Here is a 21,017-nt window from a genome sequence, read left to right on the forward strand (position 1 = left end):
TGTAACTAATCATTCCAACTCTTGTCATATCATTATAAATTAATATTCAGTATAACGGTTATACCAAACATTTTGTCGATCTATTTGATATTTATTATGAAATCCTTCCTGAGATGGTGATGAAATCTGTTATGAAAATTTAAGGAGAGGGGGATTTATTTTCCCTTCTTTTTTCGTTTTGGACTGTCACCAATAATTCATACCAGTAAAAAAATGGCCTATTGCACGAATTTTAAAAGATGAATCGTATTATGAAAAGAAGGAGGCTCGATAGGAAATATGAAAAAGTTTGCTGGCTTATGTGTTCAAGAGATTGTTCAAACATATAGTGACACCTTAATCCGTATTGCTGTGCATCAGACAAAAAATATGTCTGAGGCGGAGGATATTGTCCAAGAGGTTTATATGACTCTTATGAAACAGAAAAAGCCCTTCGATCATGAAGATCATTTAAAGGCTTGGCTCATCAAAGTAACTTTCAATAAATGTAAGGATTACTTTAAGTCTGCCCGTGTGAAGAAGACGGTACCAATTACCGAAGAAATGTCCTTTATCGCCAAAGAGGAGCAAATGGTGCTTACGGAAATTTTTGAGCTGAATCCAAAAGAGAGAGTCATTGTTTATTTACATTATTATGAAGGCTATACAACTGCAGAAATCGCCAATCTATTAGGAATGAACGTCAACACGATCGGCTCAAAGCTAAGACGGGCACGAATGAAATTGAAAATCATATTAGAAGAAGGGAGTACGGTCTGATGAATGCTTATAAAAACGTGATGAAGCAGATTCATGCTTCCGAAGAATTTAAGATAAAGATGGAAAACGAGATGATGGAATTTCAACAAAAAGAAAAGAGGGTCTTTATGAAAAAAGTACGAATAAGTGTGGGAAGTTTAGTTGCCTGTGCAGTAATAGCGGTAGTCGCTTCTTTAGTCAATGTAAACAATGACACAACAATCGATTTAACAGATAGAATTATGGTGGATCATTCAGCTCCTGCGGCAAGTGCAGTAGTCAATATCGAAGGAGTGATCACAGAAGTTGGAGAAGATGGACTGAGCTTTACGTTGGATAACGGCATGAAAGTAGTCGTTACAGATGAGACGAAATTGGGGATAGATGGTCCAACCGCACCCCCTAAGGAAGAACAATTTTTTGAGCCGACATTTAGAGTAGGTAATCTAATAGGCGGTTTCACGGAAGATAAGACTACAGAGCCAGTAACGGCAGCTGTCATTTATACGAACTGGAATTTTGAGAAACCTATCCGCTGAGGTACAGCCAAAATAACCCCTTATGACAGCATTTACGTACTTCCACAACCCGTATTTTGCTGAAAGATGGAGCAACAGTGACCATCAAGCATTATTTGAACAGGTATGGTCCGTTGTTTGTAAATCTCCATCCAATGCATAAGACATGTACAGGCAAAAAAATACGTAGTGAACCAATAAAGCTGGCATATAGGAAATGCCAGCTTTTAAGATTGCTGAAAGGGGTTATCCAAGTAGGGTCCTTTAATGGTAATACGCATTAACTGAGTCGCCATAAATTTTGGCGTATAGGGCATATCATTTTCTAACCACCAGACGATCACCTCAAGAAAGGCAGCGGCATAAAAACGGATAGCCATCTCACGCGGTACGGTTAATTTTTGATCATCAGGCTCCATCAATTGAATACCACTTGATACAAAATCGATAATTATCTTTTTTAAGCCTGCAGAAAAATAAGGGATATCTTTTTCTGTGAGGTAGACTTTGTAAAGCTTACTATTCAGCGCAATTTGTTCAAACAAATGCATAAATGTCTCATGAGGCTGATCATAATGAGGCAATAAATCAAAATCTCTCTTCTCTTCAAACGTTGGGTGAATACTTCCTACTAATTCATGTAAGATTTCCTGAGAGCTCTGGTACAGTAAATCTAATTTGTCACGGTAATGTAAATAGAAAGTGGCACGGTTCAAGGTTGCCCGTTGAGTAATATCTTGCACAGTAATCTTCTCATAGCCTTGTTCATCTATTAACTCCACTAATGCATCTCTTAATAGTTGGCGCGTTCTTATGACACGAGGGTCCATCTTTTTCGACATTTTTAAGCTCCTTGTATTAAATTTATCGTTTACACAACATAGTAGCCTTACATGTTGTCAATACATCAATTCATGCTCTTATGTTGTTTGCCCTTTTTGAACAGACAGTTATAATTATATTAACGACACGGTGTCGATAATACAACTAGTTGTTAATGTTTTCACGAATTATTCATTTATCTGATTCAGCAATTTTATATCAAACATACGGAGATGTCCCTTTTCTATGGGGGAGGATGTATGCTTGTGATGCTCTTTTTAGAGGGTGTTCAAACATCTGCTGAAGCAAAATGAAGCCTCTAGCTTCTGTAGCGGATTGAAAACATCTAGTGACATTTGCTCGGAGGAAATGGATTGATAATAGAAAGGGAGTTTTATAGATGGGACGTTTAAATGGGAAAGTAGCGATTATTACGGGAGCAGCGATGGGCATGGGAGCTTCTGAGGCAAAGCTATTTGCACAAGAAGGGGCAAAGGTGATTGCAACAGATGTGCAAATCGAGCCATTGAATAACTTAGTGAAAGAAATTAAAGAAAATGGTGGAGATATTATTGGTCTTTCACATAATGTAACGTCTGAGGACGAGTGGAAAGCAGTAATTGCAGAGGCAGTGAAGGCATATGGTAAAGTCGATGTACTAGTCAACAATGCAGGAATTTCATCACCAAAAACGATTGCCAACATGGAAATGGACGAATGGAATAAAGTGATGGACATTAACTTAAATGGCTGTATCATTGGTATGAAATATGTGATTCCAGAAATGCAAAAGGCTGGTGGCGGATCTATTGTCAATATTTCTTCCATTGGTGGAATCGTGGGAATGGCAGGGACAAGTCCTTATACAGCAGCAAAAGGAGCACTTCGGGTGTTATCTAAATCGGCTGCGGTAGAGTATGGGAAAGATCATATTCGTGTAAATTCTGTTCACCCAGGCATCATCGTTACGCCTATGACAGCGCCAACGATGGAAGAAGGGGGCGCTTTACCTTTCTACAAAACCTATACACAGCTACCGTACTTTGGTTCACCAGAGGACGTAGCCTATGGAGTAGTCTTCCTTGCCTCTGACGAATCACGCTTTATGACAGGCGCAGAATTAGTCATTGACGGCGGCTGGACGGCAATTTAAACGAAAATAGCTTGGAAAAACTAGGTTTCACTAATTACATGTGATCCTAGTTTTTTTGCATGTGAGGGAGAGATGGATAAAGTCATCCACAGTTCAAGCATACTCGTCATGAAGTTTTACATACTGGCAAAAAAGTGATGTAGCTATTTTCTAGAAAAAAACCTGTCCAGAAGCATTCGTCCTCCTACTCAAAACCCTCCTTTCGCCTGCAAATTAGCACAAACACCGAGGATGTTTGTGCATATCATAGTGGGGAGTAAGCGTTTTCCTCTTTATATAGAAGAAAGTCAAAACGGAAAATTTCACGAATCTGTGAATATCACGAAAAAAAATTCATAAAAACCTTAACTATTTCATACGAAATCCGTATAATAAATCAAACAGTACGAAAATTGTCCATATTTCTCAGTAAATTGCGCGAATTTTTTAAATTGTATTGACGTAGGAATCGATAATTTGTACACTGTGTACAGTCAATTGTTTTTTGGAGGAATACAATTAATTTGAAAAAGTTAGGATTTGATAGATATGATCGTGTGTAAATTTGGTGGAACATCTGTAGCAAACGCAGAACAAATTCAAAAAGTAGCAAATATTGTGAAATCTAATCCGGCACGTAAAATCGTTGCCGTTTCAGCACCAGGTAAACGATCTGGTGACGATATAAAAGTAACCGATCTATTAATACAATTAGCAACTGCCGCGTTACAACATGAAGATACCGAAGACAAATTGCATATTGTAGTCGATCGTTTTCGAGCAATTGCAGATGGTTTAGGGTTAGATGATGCCATTTGTGACGTGATTGCGGAAGATTTACGTGAACGTGTACAAGGTGACAAAACAAACGTGGAATTATTCATTGATAGCATTAAAGCAGCAGGTGAAGATAATAACGCCAAGCTTATTGCCGCTTATTTTAATGCAATTGGAATGCCCGCACGCTATGTAAGTCCTAAGGATGGATTAGTGGTCAATGATTTACCTGAACGAACATTTGCTTTACCCGAAGCGTATGCTAATTTAGCCCCTTTAAAACACACAAAAGAAATTATTGTGTTCCCAGGGTTCTTCGGTTACACTAAAGCGGGCGTATTGCGGACATTTGACCGCGGAGGCTCTGATATTACTGGCTCCATTTTAGCAGCAGCTGTTGAAGCGGAGTTATATGAAAACTTTACGGATGTGGATTGTGTGTTCTCCGCGAATCCGAAGGTTGTCAATGATCCAGTGGAAATTAAAGAAATTACGTATCGCGAAATGCGCGAATTATCATATGCAGGCTTTTCAGTGTTCCATGATGAAGCATTAATGCCTGTCTACAAGATTGGGGTGCCCGTTAACATAAAAAATACAAATAATCCATCAGCCCCAGGTACTCGTATCGTACCAAGTCGTCCTGCAACAGGTCGTCCCGTTACAGGTATCTCGGCAGACAGTGGTTTTTCAACTTTATATGTCTCTAAATATTTGATGAATCGTGAAGTAGGCTTTGGACGAAAGCTACTACAAATTTTAGAAGATGAAAATATTTCTTATGAACACACACCTTCTGGCTTAGACGATATTTCAGTCATTATGCGTTCGAATCAGATATCACCTGATAATGAAGAGCGTATTATTAGTCGAGTGAAAGAAGAGCTACATGCTGAATATGTAGAAATGCGTCATGGTTTTTCGATGATCGTGATTGTTGGTGAAGGTATGCGCCATAACACAGGTTTAGCTGCGCGTGCTGCTACAGCGATTTCAAGAACCGGCGCAAACATTGAAATGATCAATCAAGGCTCTTCTGAAGTAAGTCTCGTTTTTGGAGTACTTCAGGAATTTGAAAACCGCATTTTACAGGCGTTATATGAAGAATTTTTTGCCCATGCGAAAGCTTAATGACACAATTATCACTAATCCAAGGGTTCCATACTTGGATTAGTGTTTTCTTTTTGCTAAGAATACGGTAAAATCGAGGGCGTACATAGTTGGGAGGGTTTTTCATGAAGAATTTAACGATTGGTATGCTTTTTTCGGTTGTTGGGATACTTTTTGTCTGTTTAACGATTATGGATATTTTACCGTCATCGACAAAAACAATGAAAGTAGTTTACATAGCTATTGGTTGGGTCTTTATCATCATTGGCTCCGTAATCCGCTTTAAAAATCTTAAACAAAAGCAGTAACAACACGTCAAAATGGAATTGTGGCAACAGGCAAACTTATGATACAATTTCAAAGAAAATAAATAATTTGAGTATTATGAAGTTGTTATTCTGTACAAACGTTCAGAAGGTTCAAATTTTAATAAAGAATCGACAGTACAAATTCTTCTTTGTAAGAATTTGTTTTTTTATGTTCATAATCTATTTATCGTCAGGAGGCGATTGAATGCCCATAATTTCAAAGGATCATATTCAAATTTCTGACCAATATGTAGCACTTCAAGCGGTTTCACCTATGAAGGTTGTATCTTCTGCTATGCATAATCCAGGCTTTGGTTATTTTACTCATCTGATGAATCGGACTGTGCCCATTACGTATGATGATCGACAGCCACATCGTGATTTACAGCATTTTTTGCAGGCGCATGATTTTCCAGTCGATAACACAGTGGCGATGATGACGGCAGTCCAAGCCAAATTTGCGACCATTCGTGATTTTACATATGAAGGTATTCATCTAGTCATTATGATTACTGCGGGTCTAGGCAATGCCGTAGATATTACACGTGCTTTTCATCGTGCGGAGCAATACCATGCAGGAACGATTAATACATGGGTGCTTATTAACGGGAGATTGTCTGATGAAGCGTTATTTCAGGCTATGATTTCGACAACGGAGGCGAAGGTGAAGGCGTTAGCGGATGAAGGTATAACTGATCCTACAACAGGCACGCAAGCAACCGGAACATCCACTGATAGCTTACTCATTGCTGCTACAGAAGAAGGGGACTACCATCAATATGCCGGTCCTATCACAATGCTAGGCAAGGTCATTGGCTACGGTGTCTATGAAACGATGCGTGAGGCTATTCGTAAATACAAAAAGGATAAAGAGGAGAAGGCGTTATGATTGCCATAGTGATTGCCTGTATCATAGGAATTATATTCGATATTTTAGTAGGAGACCCTCCGAAGCTTCCGCATCCTGTGCGATGGATTGGCAAGCTGATTCAATCACAAACAGCTTTATGGAATCAAGGCAAATGGCGGAAACTGCGTGGTATGGTGATGGCACTTGCCGTTGTAGGGACAACGATGTTTGTGGTCACACTTATTTTACTACTCAGCTATCAGGTAAGCTTGATTTTTGGTGTTTTAGTCGAAGGGCTTCTAATAGGTATTGGGCTTGCACAACGTAGCTTAAAGGAGGCGGCACTGGCAGTTTATGAGCCCCTTGTAAAAGGTGATTTTGCGGAAGCGCGCGTCAAGTTATCATGGATTGTTGGGCGTGATACAGAAAAGCTGGGGGAAGATGAGATTGTGCGTGGTGTAGTAGAGACCGTTTCAGAAAATACAAGTGATGGAGTGACCGCCCCACTATTTTATGCCTTTTTATTTGGTGCTATCGGTTTATGGGGCTACAAGGCTGTCAATACGTTAGATTCCATGGTCGGCTATAAAAATGAAACATACAAAGATTTTGGCATGTTTTCTGCCAAACTTGATGATGTCCTGAATTTTATTCCAAGTCGTATTACGGGCTTTCTTATCGTGCTAGGTACAAAAAATGAAACGAGTTACTCATTTGGACAACGATTAAAGCGTTGGGCGCAAGACGCTAAAAAGCATCCTAGTCCAAATAGTGGTTATTTAGAGGCCGCAACAGCAGTGCAGCTTGGCGTCCAACTAGGTGGGAAAAATACTTATCAAGGCGTTGTTTCGCATCGGGCGATTATGGGAGAAAAATTAGTTCCGTTAACAAAGGAACATATAATGGCATCTATTATTCATATGCGTATTGCCATGGTGCTCTTTACGCTTGTCATGTTAGCAGTGGAGGTGTTCATTTATGCTATTACCTAATCACGGAGCAAATCCGCAAAATGTTTATCAGCAATTAGGTTTAACGATGCCTGAAGAGGTATATGATTTTAGTGAAAATGTCAATGCGGCAGGACCACCATCCTTTGTCGAGGCACGTTGGCGTACATTTTACCCGCTCATTCAACGCTATCCAGATCCAGATGGAGAGCCTTTTCTATCAAAGGTTGCTGCTTTTCATCAAGTGGCGAAGGATATGGTTTTACTAGGCAACGGGGCGTCAGAGCTCTTTAGTGTTATTGCGAGACGTTATGCGCAAAAGCGCGTCATTGTCGTCCATCCTACTTTTTCAGAATATGAGCGAACATTGCTAGCTGCAGGAGCTATTATTATTCCGATTTTGGTGACGGACTTTATCCAATACACATTGCCAATGGAACGACTTAAACAAGAAATGGTGGAAGCGGATGCACTTTATATTTGTACACCGAATAATCCAACAGGTGTATTGCCAGAAAAGGAAGTTTTACTAGCGTTATTAGAGCATGGTCGTGCTGTCAAATGTGAGCTTGTCATCGATGAAGCCTTTATGGATTGGGTCGATGAGGCGAATTCTCTCATGCATGAAAGTATGGAAAATTCACATGTCCTCGTTGTGCGTTCGATGACTAAAATGTACGCAATACCTGGCTTACGTCTTGGCTATTTAGTTGCTCATGCCTCTATTGTCAGTGAGCTAAAGGACATGCTGCCCCATTGGAATTTAAATGCCTTTGCACTGGTCATTGGTGCAGGCTGTTTGGATGAGCAGCAATATAGTCAGCAGGCAATTGCCTATGCGACAACGCAAAGAGAGCAGTTGCATCGTTATTTACAAGAAAACGGCTGTGTTGTCACTAATAGTGTGACGAATTACGTGTGCTTTTCCTTGCCAAAGGAACAGCAGTCGGATGCCTTTTTTACGTATTGTTTAGCACAGGGAGTTGTCCTGCGTCATACGAAAAACTTTAAAGGATTACAGGGCGAATGGTTTCGTATTGGGATTAAAGATATTGCGGCCATGACGTATTTACATAATTGTCTGCAGGCGTGGTTTAACGCAAATAAGGGGAGAGAAAAGTGACAACTTTTTATCTAGTAAGACATGGGGAAACACAATGGAATCAGGAGCAAAGACTACAAGGATGGTTGGACTCTCCGTTAACGGACAATGGTAGGGAAGCGGCTGCTAAATTACAGCAGCAACTACAGTTAATCCCATTTGCGGCAACTTATTGTAGTTCAAGTGGTCGTGCGAAGGAGACGATGGATATTCTGACGGCTCATCGCCAATTACCGGTTTACTATGAGGATAATTTACGGGAAATTTTTTTAGGGAATTGGCAAGGTAAGCGAATTGAGGACATTTTGATGACAAATGGGCTTGATTATGAATTGTATACGAAATACCCTGCGCAATTTATCGCAACCCATACGGAAAGTTTTGGCGCTGTCACAGAAAGAGCGATGTATACGTTGAAAAAAATAGCGGAGCAACATCGTGATGAGCCTATTTTGATCGTTTCCCATGCGGTGACTATTAAATGCATGATTAATGCTATTTTACAACGCAATATTAGTGAGCTTTGGACAGCTCCTTATATTCATGGGACAAGTGTCACCGTGATTGAACGTCAGGGACAGCAGTGGGTAATCCAAGAGATTGGTACTCTACATCATTTACAATAGGAGGTATTACGAATGCCCCTCATTTTTATTACTGGTGGTGTGCGTAGTGGCAAATCTCATTTTGCAGAACAAGCCGCCATACAGCACTTCCAAGCACAGCCTAATATAGAAAAACGTTTAATATATATAGCTTCTGGTATTGCTTTGGATGATGAAATGGAGAAGCGAATTGATCGTCATCAAGCTGATCGACTAGCCCAGCCAATAAAATGGTTAACAGTGGAGGCCCCTTATGACATCGCACCCGTATTTGAGACACTCAAGGATGGGGATGTAGTGCTATGGGATTGCGTCACTACTTGGCTGACGAATGCTTTTTATGAAGGTTATGATTGTGGAGCACCCTGTGTAACGAAGCCTGGCTGTTTAGCATCTAAGCTTCGAACTGTTAAACAGGCCATTCAATCCCTGCAAACGAAGAACGTGACATTATTAGTGGTGTCGAATGAGCTGTTTGATGAGCCACCTTATCAGAACGAAGAGGTGGAGCTGTATCGAAGAACATTAGGACAGCTCCACCAATGGTTCGTAGCGTCGGCCCAAGAGGCGTATGAAATGAATTATGGTATCGTAAAGAGATGGAAATAATCGAGAAGGAAGGCAAGACGATGAAAAGTTTTTGGCATAGCCTGCTGTTGGCATTTCAATTTTTTACGGTTTTGCCCGTACATAAGGAATTACCTTTAACAAGGTCAACGATTACAGGGATGTTTGCTTGCTTGCCATGGCTAGGGGCATTGATGGGCACAACTGTAGCCGGAGTTCTTTACTGCCTTACACAATGGACGGCTAGTAGCGAGGTCATGCTTGCCTTTATCGTTATCGGGCTGTTTGCTTTATGGACAGGCGGTTTACATTTGGATGGCTTTATTGATATGGGAGATGCATATTTTTCTTATCGCGATCGGGACAAACGACTTGAGATTTTAGATGATCCTCGGGTTGGTGCTTTCGGAGTGCTATCAATACTTTTTTTGTTATTTGGGAAATTTGTCGTTTTACATGAGCTTTTTGTGCAAAATAAATTTGCACTATGGATGGTCGTATTCATTCCTTTTTTAACAAGGGTCGGCATGAGCTTTTATTTTATGTCACTTAACTGTTCAAAGGAAAAAGGCCTTGCCTATTTCTTTCAGTCGCATATCAACGTGAAATTATTAAAAATAATGATGCTACTGTCTCTTTTATTGGTCATGCCGGTTGTGCTGATCATCACAAAGTTCTCGATGCTACCAATACTATTAGTGATCGTTTTAGCATTTGCGCTCGTTATTTTTCGACAATTTACATTGCGTAATTTTGGCGGTGTCTCGGGTGATCTACTAGGTGCATCGATTGAAGGGGTGGAGGTTGTTCTATGGGTGACATTGTTACTGTGTGCTTAATGCGGCATGCGCCCACAAAGGCCAATTTAGAAAAGCGTTATTTGGGGTGGACGGACGCACCATTAGCTGATATCTCCAAGCTCTCTGTAGTGGATGCAGGTGTCGAAAAGGTATATGGCAGCGATTTACAACGCTGTCGAGTCACAGCCGCCCATTATTTTCCGAATGCTAGCTATGAAGCAGATGAACGGTTTCGTGAATCCAATTTTGGTGAATTTGAGGGGAAAACCTATGAGGAGTTAAAGAAGGATGCTCGTTACCGTGCATGGTTGGATGACCCTATTCATTCGCCACCGCCACAAGGCGAGGCTTTTGATGATTTTGTGGCAAGAGTGGTAGAAGGCTTCAACCATTTACCAAAGAATGAGGATTGCTATGTTTTAGTCGTTCATGGCGGGGTGATTCGTGCCTTACTCGTTGCCTATGCGCCAATAGAGCAGCCGTTTTGGTCATACCAAGTGCCACATGATCATCAATTTAATTTAACATTTACTAGAAAGGCTTGGGAGGAGGGAGCTAGATGCATGTTTTTATCGGAGGCGCCTATAGCGGAAAAACCGATTATGTAATGCGTTTATATGAACAACACGAGGTGGTACTTATCGATGGCGAACTACCGGATGTTGCACCAGCCTGTGAAATCCTAGTCATTCAACATATGGAGAAATGGCTTATGACACAAAACCTTGAGGAAGATGAGCTGGTCGTACAATCCGCCCTCACTAAGTTATCAGCCCTTGCCCAACATTGTTCGCTGGCACTTATTGTGACAGATATGGGCCGCGGTGTTGTACCGATGGAAAAACAAGCACGTTTATTACGTGATACATGTGGCCGCCTATACCAAGCATTATTTGCTGAAGCGGAGCAAGTTGTGCGTATTTGGTACGGGATTGGCGAGCAACTCAAGTAAGGTCAACATACTAACGGAAAAGAGGAAATGCAATGGATCGACAAAAATTAATGAAATGGATACTAACGGCTATGGTAGCGGCCATTTGTGCTGTAGGAGCCGCCATTAAAGTACCCGCTTTTATTTCAACGGCAGCTCTTGATTCAGCACCTGCCTTTTTAGGTGTGGTCTTTTTATCGCCATTATTAGCTGGGGTAGCTGGTCTCATTGGTCATTTTATTAGCGCATTAACTGCTGGCTTCCCACTTGGCCCACTCCATGTCATTATTGCTATAGAAATGTTTATCGTTGTCTGGATTTTTGCGGTCATGCATAAAAAAGGCATGCATGTATGGAAATGGCCAGTTGCCCTCATATTAAACGGCATCGTAGCACCACTGCCATTTTATTTTATTATTAGTCCTGCCTTTTTCTGGGGTGCTTTAGCGAGTATTTTCATAGCAACCGCTATTAATTTAATGATTGTCGCGGTAGTCATGCCCATTCTGTCAAAAGTTTTTGTGCGTAAGGCAGGTCGAGTTTAGTGAGAAATGCTATGAAAGTGGGCGGATTAATTGCGACAATGGATAATGCGGCAGCCATCGGGGAAAAGCCACAAGATATTGTGCCGGCATCCGATCAATTGACAGCCTATATGACAGCTCGTGTGACATTTCTAGAACAGCTGGCTGCACAGGCACTTCCTGTTCAAATTCTACTTGCTAATTTTTCAGGGGATGCGGCATGGTCACGCTATGAAAGTGGCATTCAGCAAGTGTTCGAGGAAACGGGACTATCCTGTCCAGCTATTGCTGGTAGTTCGGAATCCAATATGCCAACATTACAGTCAGGTCTAGCAATTACTATGCTTGGGGAAATACAACAGCGAAAAGCATGGAACCCTGAACAGCTTAGTTGGTACACATACGGCTTACCACTTGTTGGCGAGGAACTATTAGCACAGCCTGATGATGTGGCGCAGTTGCAACCTGTTTATCAGGCATGGCTGGCGGAAATCGTTCAGCAAGTGTGGCCTGTCGGATCAAAGGGACTTCAAGGTGAATGTGTGCGCCTTTTTGGCGAGCAAGTAGTGGAGTGTTCTCATCATATGACCAAATCAGCCGGACCAAGTACAGTTATTTTACTTGGTGTTCATCCCGAGAAAGAGCAGTTGGCCCACCAATTTTTCCAAAGAAATTTTGAAAAACTACGGATAAGTCCCATGCAATAGGGTATGTTTAGAGCAAAAAGACTGCCTTGAAAATAATCCAACGAGCGGTACAAGAATCATTTAAAGCGACCTCCATGAATAGACGAGGGCACTGAAAAACTTATGTTTTCATAAAAGCGAACCTTTTTCAAATAAAAATAAGGCATTTCTTGTTCAATTTTGAACAGGAAGTGCCTTATTTCTGTCTCACTGGATCTTCTGTTGCCATATCCAAGAAATAGTTGAATGACATATCATACTTTGAGCGCTCTACTAGGTCGACGTCTGATACATCATTCATCGCTTTTAATAATAAGTACTTAAACATGCGAATTGGAGGAATGGCATTACGTCCATTGGTTTCCTGATTTGAAATCATTGGGGCACCACCTACATATTCATTCTTTTATTATAAAGGAAAGTGTGACTAAAATAATAGAATGATACATTGCGTTGTTTGGAGAAGCATCGCTCGACTCCTGCGGGAAAGCGAGACAGACGAGACCCCGCACGAGACCCCGCACGAAGCGAAGCGTAGGAGGAGACTCGGCGCTCGCCCGCGGAAAGCGAGCGGAATGCTTCGGAAAACAACAGTAGAGTCACAGTGCCAAATGAAAAAAAGATATGGACTTTTTCAGTGCCCTTTGTATAGGCATGGGGGTTTTTTATTTGGATGGATGTCAGCCATAAGCTCGACGATATCTCCTCAATTAGTTAAATCTCAAATATTACGAGTCTCGAAAAAATAGTGCCAAATGGGAATAGTTTTCAGTTATAATGAGGAACGAATGGGATTTAAATAGAACGGAGACGAATGTATGCAGGCAATAAAACAGTTAGGGCAGTATTTGGAGCCCTATAAATTTTTCACCTTAATAGCGCCTCTTCTCATGGTGCTGGAGGTGACAATGGATTTAATTCAGCCGACGATTATGCAGCATATGATTGATACAGGGATTGCCAATGGGGATCATGCTTATGTGCTAAGCATGTTTGTATGGATGCTAGCAAGTGCGGTGATTGGGCTTGTTGGTGGGATTGGCTGCTCTTATTACAGCTCGAAGGCAGCGATTCATTTTGCTTCGGATGTTCGACAGGCTCTCTATGAGAAAATGATGACTTATTCAGCTAAGGAGCGGGATGACTTTACGACAGGTAAGTTAATTACTATTTTAACGAGTGATGTGGAAAGTATTCAACGCGCGTTTATGATGACACTACGTATTTTTGTGCGTGGACCACTACTCTTTATCGGGGCAGTCATTATCGTCTTTGTAACCGCACGGGAGCTTTTTTCAATACTTCTTATCATTGTGCCGATTTTGATTGTGGCTATGTATTTTTTCACGAAGTATTCGGGGCTGCTCTATCGTCGCGTCCAAGAGGCTATTGATGCAGTGAATACGAAGCTACAGGAAAATTTAGCGGGTATCCGTGTCGTTAAAGCCTTTCGCCGTGAAACCCAACAGGTATCCCAATTTGGTGAGCTGAATGATGGGCTGACAAAACGCTTCATCACTGCAGAACAAATTATAGGGGTGCTTGTGCCATTTACGATGTTCGTCGTTAACCTAGGGATAGTTGCGGCGCTTTGGCTTGGAGCTATTAAGGTCGAGGCAGGGACATTAAAGGTTGGGGTTATTCTCGCATTTATTAACTACTTAACCATTATCTTAAATGGTTTAATGTCTTCTAGTATGGTGCTGATGCAAATTGCGCGTGCATTGCCTTCGGGAGAACGAATTGTGGATGTCTTAAACAAGGACATTGCCGTTAAGGAAGCAGAACATGCATGGACAGATGCTATAAAAGGAGCTATTGAATTTGATCAGGTGAGTTATCGTTATTATGAAACGGCGGAGGATGTTCTTAAAAACATTTCGTTTTCTGTGAAGCCAGGGCAAACAGTAGGCATCATTGGAAAAACGGGTAGCGGTAAATCAACACTTGTAAAGCTATTACCTCGCCTTTTCGATCCAACAGGTGGCGCCATTTACTTGGATGGCAAACCGCTTTCAACGTACTCTTTAGCCACGTTACGGGACCATATCGGATTTACCTCACAAAAGGCCTTATTGTTTTCTGGAGCGATTGAAAAAAATATTCGCCTTGGTAATGAACACGCAACGGCAGAGGAAATACAACAGGCATTGGACGCTGCCTGTGCTAGTGAATTTGTGGAGCGGCTTGATAAGGGCTTAGCACATGAGCTGTCACAGGGGGCTACAAATCTCTCTGGTGGGCAAAAGCAACGCTTGGCTTTAAGTCGGGCATTCGTTCGAAAGCCAGCTATTCTCGTGCTGGATGACACGACCTCAGCCCTTGATAGTGCGTCAGAAAAACATGTGCAGCAGGCCATTGCCGCCCATTATCAAGACACGACGACATTGATGGTAGCTTCGAAAATTGCCTCGATACAGCAGGCAGATGTCATTCTTGTCCTAGAGGATGGCGAGATTGTTGGGCAAGGAACCCATCAACAGCTACTTCAAAACAATGTACATTACCAAGCAATTTACGCGTCACAGCAAAAGGCTGGTGAAGAAGGATGAGTCAAAACCAACCAAAGCAAATGAATTTTGGACGTGGACCTCGTATGGGAGGGCCAGCTGAAAAGGCGAAAAATCAAAAGGCAACACTGACAAGAGTTTGGCACTATGTCAAACAGCAAAAAATAGGGCTGTATTTTTCCATCATCTTGGTCATCGCTTCTACGTTTTTAAGCTTAGCCGGGCCTTATATGATAGGCCATATCATTGACGATTACATTATGAAAAAAGATATTGACGGGACAATTCGACTAGGAATCCTATTAGCCGTGATTTTTACGGTAGCGTCTATTCTGACCTGGCTGCAAACCTATGTCATGATTCATGTGGCGATGAAAACGATTCGGACGTTGCGTCTGGAACTGTTTCAAAAACTACAAACGCTCACATTAAGATTTTTTGATCAGCGTGCGCTCGGGGATTTAATGAGTCGTGTCACTAACGATATCGATAATTTAAATACAGCGCTTGCTCAAAGTGTGACGCAAATTGTATCGTCCATCTTAACAGTCGTTGGTGTTAGTATTGCCATGTTCACATTAAGCTGGCCATTAGCGATTGTGACCTTGATCATTATTCCGCTAATTGTTTTCACTACTAAGCAAATTATCAAACGCAGCAGTAAAAATTATGCGGCTCGTCAACGAGATCTTGGTAAGCTGAATGGCTATATTGAGGAAATGATTACAGGTGCAGAGGTACTCACGCTTTTTGGCAAGGAACAGCAATCCATCGACACGTTCCATCAGCAAAATGAAAACTTGCGAAACTCCGCACAACGCGCAGAGATTACGTCAGGTTTATTAGGACCTATCAATAACTTTATGAATAACCTTGGCCTAGCGATAGTCATCGGGACAGGAGCTCTTTTAGCAGTAAAAGGTTTAGTGACGGTTGGTATTATCGCTGCATTTGTCACCTATACACGGCAATTTTTCCGCCCGCTCAATCAATTATCTAATCTGTTAAACACCTTTCAGTCTGCCATTGCAGGAGCAGAGCGTGTATTTGAAATAATAGATGAACCGTCAGAGGTAGCTGATCGACCACAGGCTATTGAGGCACCTTCCTTAAAAGGCGACGTCGTTTTCAAGCAAGTATCGTTTAGCTATGAGCAAGGGAAGCCAGTTCTTCAAAACATAAACTTCCAGGCAAAGGCAGGGGAAACGATAGCTCTTGTTGGTCCTACTGGCTCAGGGAAAACAACCATTATTAATTTACTAACACGGTTTTATGACGTGGATCAGGGTGAAATTTTAATTGATGGGCACCATATTGAACAGTATAAAATGTCTACAATTCGCCAACGGGTAGGTGTGGTTTTACAGGATACCTATTTGTTCTCTGGCACTATTCGTGAAAACATTCGCTTTGGAAAGCTGGATGCGACGGATGAAGAGGTTGTGGAAGCGGCAAAAATTGCGAATGCCCATCATTTTATAAAATATTTACCTGCACAATACGATACGCCTGTTCAAGCGGGTGGTGCTAATTTAAGTCAGGGACAACGACAGCTCATTGCTATTGCTCGTGCCATTTTGGAGAACGCGGATATTTTAATTTTAGATGAAGCGACTTCCAGTGTGGATACGCAAACGGAAGTCGATATTCAAAAAGGTTTACAGCATTTAATGCAGGGTCGCACAAGCTTTGTTATCGCCCATCGTTTGAAAACCATCGAGAATGCAGACCAAATACTCGTTATACAACAGGGTGAAATTATTGAACAAGGCAATCATCAAGAGCTGATGGAACAACAAGGGATGTATCGTCAACTCCAACAAAAACTTTTGTTAGAGCAGGCGGAATAGGGAATAATAGGAATGAACAATCCGATTTTGTGAAGGCGAGGGATACACATGTATGAATTAAAGACGAAAGAAACCGATGCAAGTGTCATTGAATTTATTGAAAGTGTGGATCATCCAAAAAAGCGGGAAGATGCCTATCGACTATTGGACATTTTTACAGAGGTCTCAGGCTATGAGGCAAAAATGTGGGGTCCTAGTATTATTGGGTTTGGTCATTATCATTACAAATATCAAACGGGCCATGAAGGCGATGCTCCACTTGTCGGATTCTCCCCTCGCAAGGCAAAAATTAGTTTATACTTTGCACCAGGTGATAGTGAGCGAGAACAGCTATTACAGCAATTTGGGAAACACACAACAGGGAAAGCCTGTGTTTATATTAATAAACTGGCTGATGTCGAGGAAGATATTTTAAAGGCTCTAATTCAACAGTCTATCGTCTTTTTACAGAAAACCTATCCAAATGAATGACTCTAAAAATGCTGCCACATGATGTAGGCAGCTTTTTTTGTTCATTGACAAGCATCTCAACGCATCTTGTAAACATTTCTTCGAAAATTAATTAGTTATTAATTTTTCACATGTATCCTTACAAGTATCAACGGAGAGGAGAGGCGTATGAAAAAAATCATAAAGAAAATGTTTATTTATTTGGGGGTCATCGTAACGCTCAGTATCGTAGCAGTCAGTATATACCACTATAGTTTAATCCAAAAAGAGGAGGCCATTTTACACAATAATGGCATGATGGTAAACGTTCATGGTCAACGCATGAATGTCTATCAGGAGGGGGATGGGGAGGATACATATGTTTTTATGGCAGGATCAGGCATTGCGGCTCCTGTTTATGAGCTAAAGGGGCTTTATAGTAAGTTTTCGCAGCACCATCAAATTGCAGTAGTGGACCGCGCAGGCTATGGCTTTAGTGAGATCGCCCATGATGAACGAGATATTGATACCATCCTTATGCAAACAAGGGAGGCACTTCTGGCAAGTGGGCTTCAGCCACCCTATATTCTTGTCCCTCATTCTATTTCAGGACTTGAAGCGATTTACTGGGCACAAAAATACCCAGAAGAAGTAAAGGGAATTATCGCTCTAGATATTGGCCTGCCTAGTCAGTATGTAAAGCATAAGATGGGTACCTTCGATAGATGGATGGTGAAGGGGATGAGTCTAGCTACTAAGGTAGGTTTACACCGCCTAGTACCCTCACAGGTGTATAATCCGCAAGTTATGAACATGTCCTTTTTAACGACGGAGGAAAAGGAAATCTATCAGGCGTTGTCCTTTAAGCAATTTTTTAATGAAGATATGAAAAATGAGCTGTTACACGTCTATGAAAATAGTTTACAATCAGAACAGCTTTCATTGCCGCAAGACATTCCCATTTTAATAGTTGATGCTATTGCGAAGGAGAATGTACATTCAAAATATACAGCGCAAAATCGTCAGGATTACGCAGACTTCGCGAAGCAATTCACCCATGCAGAAGTGAAAGAGGTCAGTGGCACTCATAGTATATATCTTTATCAACCCGAGGAAATCTATCAACTAGCGATAGAGTTTATAAAAACGAATGCTGATGAGAGAGGTCGTTAACATGAAAGGATTTAGAATTTTAATTGTAGAAGATGATCCCATGATTGGTGATTTACTTCAAAAGATAATGCAACGAGAAGGCTATGAAGCCATATGGAAAACAGATGGCCGAGATATAATGAGGCTCATTCAGGAAGTAGATTTAGTCATTATGGATATTATGCTACCAGGAGAGGATGGCTATCAATTAAGCAAAAACATTAAACAATTAGGCTTAAATATACCCATCATTTTTCTATCAGCTCGTAGTGATATTGAAAGCAAGCTAGAAGGTTTAACAGTTGGAGAAGACTATTTGACAAAGCCGTTTGATCCACGAGAGCTATTGTTAAGAATCCAAAAAATGCTAGTGCAACAATATGGAACGTTTACGCAAATACAGCATTTATTCATTGACGGAGAGCATCGTAAAGTATTTCATCACCATCTTCAAAACGAAATTTCATTGACGGCCATAGAACGAAAAATTTTCTTTTATTTATTTGACAACCGTGACAGAGTTTTAACAAAGGACCACTTTTTTGATTATTTATGGCCGTTAGATGATCGCAACCATAATATTCTCAATGTCTACATGAAAAAGATTCGGACAAAGCTGGACGATTCAACAGGCATTATTTTACAAAATATATATGGAGAGGGGTATCGTCTAAATACCCATATAAAGAAATGACATTAAAAACTAAATATAGAACACTCTTGTTGGTAGCGATTGGGAGTGTGCCCATCGTATTATTAGGTATTAGTGTGTTCATGTCCATACTATATGACAAGGCTTTTAAAACGAAAAATAATGGCATCCCGTTCCATGAATCCTTTGCATATCCTGTTATGCTGCTTGCCTTTGTGCTGTCTTTAGGGATTCTTGCCTTACTATTTTCCACATCCATCCATTCATTATTGACTAGAATTACAATGCTCAATCAAACAATACGGGAACTAGCGAGTAATGAACGGATACCCGATACGTTAACGGTAAGCAGCGAGGATGAAATAGGGCAATTAATTCAATCGGTGAATCTTTTAATTGAGCGCACGACTTATCGGGAATTAGAGTTAGCTCAACAGCAGGAGCTCCAAAAAGAGCTGCTTCAAAAATTAAGACATGATATCCATACACCACTGACAGCGATACGTTTGCAATTGTTTTATTTAGAAGATCAACTACAAGAGCAACCAAAATTGGTGGAATCATTAAATGCACAAATTCACTATATCGCGAATTTAACGAATGAATTGCAATACCAGTCTTTTGATACGAGCGATAATGCCTTTGTCGTTCAGGAGGAAGTTCATCTAGCGTTTCTATTAGAAACGATGATCAAGAAATGGAGTTATTTATACCACATGCAAAATATTGCACTCCATTTTCATCCAATAGATGCAGAGGTAATTTGGACAAGTAATGAATTATGGTTACAACGTTTATTTGATAATGTCTTTCAAAATACATTAAAGCATGCCCAAGCATCTAAACTAGTGGTGACGATTAAAGAGGGAGAGGTATGGATGTGTGATGACGGCATCGGCTTTGATTCAGATATCGAACATAGTGGACTTGGACTGAAAATTATCCACGATATTGCTAGAACAATAAATATGGAAGCCTCTTTACAATCCAGCAAGGAGGGTACGACCTTTCGCTTTACTCAGCCATAAAAAAACAACGGCATTTTTTGCCGTTGTTTTTTATTATGCCGATTTACGTTGTTGGAGTAAAAAGAGGGCAAGTCCTAGTAAAATGACCATTATGCCAATCCCTTGTTGAACGGAAATCATTTCATCTAAAATAAAATAAGCTAAAATACATGTGCCAATTGTTTCTCCTAAAATACTCATAGAGATGACGGTTGTACTTAACCATTTTAATAGCCAATTAAAGATCGTTTGCCCAAAAATGGTTGCAATCACAGCTAGTCCTAATAGGGACCACCATGTGGACGCGGGATAGTCGAAAAACGATTCCTGCATAAAGAGGGCGTAAATGGCTAAGAAGATTGAGCTACTGCCATATCCGATAATCGAATAGGTAATAAGTGATAAATCCTTCCGTACAGATTGCCCAATAAAAAAGTAGGCTGTAATAATGCCTGCTGCGATAAATGCCAGAATATCGCCATAAAGAGCCTGTCCACTAATTTGAAAATCCTGCCAGCCGATAATGAAACAGCCGATGATCGCTACCAAACAGCCAACAATAGCCCCTTTGGAAAAGCGCTCTTTAAATAAAAAATAGCTACCTATTAAAGAGAATAACGGCTGTAGCGTGACGATAACCGTTGAACTGGCCACGGATGTGTAGTTTAATGATTCGAACCATAAAACATAATGACAGGACAGAAATAGACCTGATAGAATGCCCAGTCCCCACTGTTTTTTAGACAGGTTAGCTAGCTCTTGTCGTAGTCCCTTTTGTGCTAATAAAAAGGGAAGGAGCACGAGCATCGCAAAAAATAGTCGATAAAAAGCCGTAATAGCCGGCGGGGCATCCGCAAGCTTAACAAAAATAGCTGATGTAGATAAAGCAAATACTGCCAAAAACAATGAGATGTAATAAAACATGATGTACTCCTATGTATTTAATAATATCAAACCTATTATAGTGCAGCTTGCGTGAATAATATAGGCTTTTTAA

Annotated in this window: 23 protein-coding genes and 2 pseudogenes; 22 read left to right on the top strand and 3 right to left on the bottom strand. The window is 40.9% G+C overall.

Annotated elements, in window-relative coordinates:
- Positions 1–279 precede the first annotated feature (279 nt).
- From MKY80_RS09310 to MKY80_RS09320, 3 genes and pseudogenes are all read left to right on the top strand, one after another.
- Positions 280–759, top strand: a complete 480-nt coding sequence (locus tag MKY80_RS09310) for an RNA polymerase sigma factor (protein WP_008175981.1) — start codon at positions 280–282, stop codon at positions 757–759.
- Between the two features lie 107 nt (positions 760–866).
- A complete protein-coding gene (locus tag MKY80_RS09315) occupies positions 867–1,277 on the top strand; it encodes a hypothetical protein (RefSeq protein WP_237068772.1) in 411 nt (136 codons plus the stop codon).
- A gap of 19 nt (positions 1,278–1,296) precedes the next feature.
- A pseudogene (locus MKY80_RS09320) lies at positions 1,297–1,419 on the top strand (hypothetical protein); the annotation flags it as partial.
- A gap of 64 nt (positions 1,420–1,483) precedes the next feature.
- On the opposite strand, the gene MKY80_RS09325 reads toward MKY80_RS09320, so the two are convergent.
- Positions 1,484–2,098: a TetR/AcrR family transcriptional regulator gene (locus MKY80_RS09325; RefSeq protein WP_090003169.1), complete on the bottom strand. Its 615-nt coding sequence runs from the start codon at positions 2,096–2,098 to the stop codon at positions 1,484–1,486.
- 380 nt (positions 2,099–2,478) lie between these two features.
- Here MKY80_RS09325 and MKY80_RS09330 point away from each other — a divergent pair, with 380 nt between their 5' ends.
- From MKY80_RS09330 to MKY80_RS09390, 13 genes are all read left to right on the top strand, one after another.
- Positions 2,479–3,231: a glucose 1-dehydrogenase gene (locus MKY80_RS09330; protein WP_008175990.1), complete on the top strand. Its 753-nt coding sequence runs from the start codon at positions 2,479–2,481 to the stop codon at positions 3,229–3,231.
- A 528-nt stretch (positions 3,232–3,759) separates the two neighbouring features.
- Positions 3,760–5,118 (top strand): aspartate kinase, encoded by a 1,359-nt coding sequence (locus tag MKY80_RS09335; protein WP_089984789.1) that lies wholly within the window; start codon positions 3,760–3,762, stop codon positions 5,116–5,118.
- 104 nt (positions 5,119–5,222) lie between these two features.
- Complete coding sequence (locus MKY80_RS09340; RefSeq protein ID WP_025115645.1) at positions 5,223–5,405, top strand: hypothetical protein; 183 nt, start codon at positions 5,223–5,225, stop codon at positions 5,403–5,405.
- 205 nt (positions 5,406–5,610) lie between these two features.
- Positions 5,611–6,294, top strand: coding sequence for an adenosylcobinamide amidohydrolase (locus MKY80_RS09345; RefSeq protein ID WP_342532688.1), 684 nt, complete (start codon positions 5,611–5,613; stop codon positions 6,292–6,294).
- Positions 6,291–7,247, top strand: coding sequence for an adenosylcobinamide-phosphate synthase CbiB (gene cbiB / locus MKY80_RS09350; RefSeq protein ID WP_008181892.1), 957 nt, complete (start codon positions 6,291–6,293; stop codon positions 7,245–7,247). The genes MKY80_RS09345 and cbiB overlap by 4 nt, the downstream gene beginning before the upstream one ends.
- Positions 7,234–8,328, top strand: a complete 1,095-nt coding sequence (locus MKY80_RS09355; protein ID WP_239355039.1) for a threonine-phosphate decarboxylase — start codon at positions 7,234–7,236, stop codon at positions 8,326–8,328. Before cbiB ends, MKY80_RS09355 begins: the two co-directional genes overlap by 14 nt.
- Positions 8,325–8,933: a histidine phosphatase family protein gene (locus MKY80_RS09360; protein ID WP_342532692.1), complete on the top strand. Its 609-nt coding sequence runs from the start codon at positions 8,325–8,327 to the stop codon at positions 8,931–8,933. The genes MKY80_RS09355 and MKY80_RS09360 overlap by 4 nt, the downstream gene beginning before the upstream one ends.
- Positions 8,934–8,945: 12 nt before the next feature.
- Positions 8,946–9,521 carry a bifunctional adenosylcobinamide kinase/adenosylcobinamide-phosphate guanylyltransferase gene (locus MKY80_RS09365; RefSeq protein ID WP_008179842.1) on the top strand — a complete coding sequence of 192 codons (576 nt, stop codon included), beginning with the start codon at positions 8,946–8,948 and terminating at the stop codon, positions 9,519–9,521.
- A gap of 20 nt (positions 9,522–9,541) precedes the next feature.
- Entirely contained in the window at positions 9,542–10,318 is a 777-nt protein-coding gene (gene cobS, locus MKY80_RS09370) for an adenosylcobinamide-GDP ribazoletransferase (protein WP_089985163.1), read from the top strand.
- A complete protein-coding gene (locus tag MKY80_RS09375; RefSeq protein ID WP_107921893.1) occupies positions 10,291–10,887 on the top strand; it encodes a histidine phosphatase family protein in 597 nt (198 codons plus the stop codon). Before cobS ends, MKY80_RS09375 begins: the two co-directional genes overlap by 28 nt.
- Positions 10,839–11,231, top strand: a complete 393-nt coding sequence (locus MKY80_RS09380) for a bifunctional adenosylcobinamide kinase/adenosylcobinamide-phosphate guanylyltransferase (protein ID WP_043990657.1) — start codon at positions 10,839–10,841, stop codon at positions 11,229–11,231. The genes MKY80_RS09375 and MKY80_RS09380 overlap by 49 nt, the downstream gene beginning before the upstream one ends.
- 32 nt (positions 11,232–11,263) lie before the next feature.
- Entirely contained in the window at positions 11,264–11,755 is a 492-nt protein-coding gene (locus MKY80_RS09385) for an ECF transporter S component (RefSeq protein ID WP_171366071.1), read from the top strand.
- Entirely contained in the window at positions 11,755–12,441 is a 687-nt protein-coding gene (locus MKY80_RS09390; protein WP_255250292.1) for a hypothetical protein, read from the top strand. Before MKY80_RS09385 ends, MKY80_RS09390 begins: the two co-directional genes overlap by 1 nt.
- A gap of 187 nt (positions 12,442–12,628) precedes the next feature.
- On the opposite strand, the pseudogene MKY80_RS09395 reads toward MKY80_RS09390, so the two are convergent.
- A pseudogene (locus MKY80_RS09395) lies at positions 12,629–12,869 on the bottom strand (transposase); the annotation flags it as partial.
- 369 nt (positions 12,870–13,238) lie between these two features.
- Between MKY80_RS09395 and MKY80_RS09400 the strand changes: the two are divergent.
- The 6 genes from MKY80_RS09400 to MKY80_RS09425 all read left to right on the top strand — a co-directional run bounded on the left by MKY80_RS09400 (position 13,239) and on the right by MKY80_RS09425 (position 20,041).
- On the top strand, positions 13,239–14,972 hold the full coding sequence (locus MKY80_RS09400) for an ABC transporter ATP-binding protein (RefSeq protein ID WP_089984776.1): 1,734 nt from the start codon (positions 13,239–13,241) through the stop codon (positions 14,970–14,972).
- Positions 14,969–16,780 (top strand): ABC transporter ATP-binding protein, encoded by a 1,812-nt coding sequence (locus tag MKY80_RS09405; RefSeq protein WP_008179832.1) that lies wholly within the window; start codon positions 14,969–14,971, stop codon positions 16,778–16,780. Before MKY80_RS09400 ends, MKY80_RS09405 begins: the two co-directional genes overlap by 4 nt.
- A 48-nt stretch (positions 16,781–16,828) precedes the next feature.
- The gene (locus MKY80_RS09410) at positions 16,829–17,251 is read left to right on the top strand and encodes a DUF1801 domain-containing protein (protein ID WP_089984774.1); all 423 of its coding nucleotides are present in this window, start codon (positions 16,829–16,831) and stop codon (positions 17,249–17,251) included.
- Between the two features lie 147 nt (positions 17,252–17,398).
- The gene (locus MKY80_RS09415) at positions 17,399–18,382 is read left to right on the top strand and encodes an alpha/beta hydrolase (protein ID WP_342532703.1); all 984 of its coding nucleotides are present in this window, start codon (positions 17,399–17,401) and stop codon (positions 18,380–18,382) included.
- 1 nt (position 18,383) lies between these two features.
- Positions 18,384–19,055, top strand: a complete 672-nt coding sequence (locus MKY80_RS09420) for a response regulator transcription factor (RefSeq protein ID WP_008179829.1) — start codon at positions 18,384–18,386, stop codon at positions 19,053–19,055.
- On the top strand, positions 19,052–20,041 hold the full coding sequence (locus MKY80_RS09425; protein WP_342532706.1) for a HAMP domain-containing sensor histidine kinase: 990 nt from the start codon (positions 19,052–19,054) through the stop codon (positions 20,039–20,041). The genes MKY80_RS09420 and MKY80_RS09425 overlap by 4 nt, the downstream gene beginning before the upstream one ends.
- 33 nt (positions 20,042–20,074) lie before the next feature.
- Here MKY80_RS09425 and MKY80_RS09430 read toward each other — a convergent pair whose 3' ends face one another.
- Positions 20,075–20,944 (bottom strand): DMT family transporter, encoded by an 870-nt coding sequence (locus MKY80_RS09430; protein WP_043990654.1) that lies wholly within the window; start codon positions 20,942–20,944, stop codon positions 20,075–20,077.
- Between the last annotated feature and the right edge of the window lie 73 nt (positions 20,945–21,017).

It is taken from the genome of Lysinibacillus sp. FSL R5-0849 (assembly GCF_038595075.1).
GTDB lineage: Bacteria > Bacillota > Bacilli > Bacillales_A > Planococcaceae > Lysinibacillus > Lysinibacillus fusiformis.